Genomic DNA, 673 nt, shown 5'->3' on the forward strand with positions numbered 1-673 from the left:
CGGCCAGCGCAGCCACGTGCTGGAGGTCAACGGGCTGGTGGTGGGTGGGCAGCTGGAAGTGACGTGGACGTACAGCGAAGCGCTGCACACGAAGGCGACGGTAGAGGCGCTGGCGCGCGAGTACACCGAGGCGCTGAAGGCGCTGGTGGCCGGGCGCAAGACGGAGGACGCGGCGAAGTTCACGCCGGCGGACTTCCCGCTGGCGAAGCTGGACGCGAAGACGCTGGCGAAGGTGCAGGCGGCGGTGGGGCAGCAGGTGGAGGACGTCTACCCGCTGTCGCCCATGCAGCAGGGAATGCTCTTCCACGCACTGCTCTCGCCGAAGTCGGGCGTGTACTTCGAGCAGCTCTCCTGGGCCTTCCACGCGAAGCTGGACGTGGCGGCGCTGAAGCGGGCGTGGGAGGAGTTGGTGGCGCGGCACGCGGTGCTGCGCACGACTCTGCTGTGGGAAGGGCTGGAAGCGCCGTTGCAGGTGGTGCGGCGCGAGGCGGCCCTGCCGTGGCGGGAGCTGGACTGGCGCGGGCAGACGGAAGCGGCGCAGCGGCAGGCCCTGGATGCGTACCTGGAAGAGGACCGGGCGCAGGGCTTCAGCCTCACGCAGGGCCCGCTGCTGCGCGTGGCGCTGGTGCGCCTGGACTCGCACGTCCACCGGCTCATCTGGAGCTTCCATCAC

1 protein-coding gene is annotated in these 673 nt (G+C 70.6%); it reads left to right on the forward strand.

The features are described from left to right. Positions 1-673: condensation domain-containing protein (locus ACLEQD_RS44815; protein ID WP_410391979.1), on the forward strand; the 673-nt coding region annotated here is incomplete at both ends.

Source organism: Corallococcus sp. 4LFB, from assembly GCF_046520365.1.
GTDB classification, from domain to species: domain Bacteria; phylum Myxococcota; class Myxococcia; order Myxococcales; family Myxococcaceae; genus Corallococcus; species Corallococcus caeni.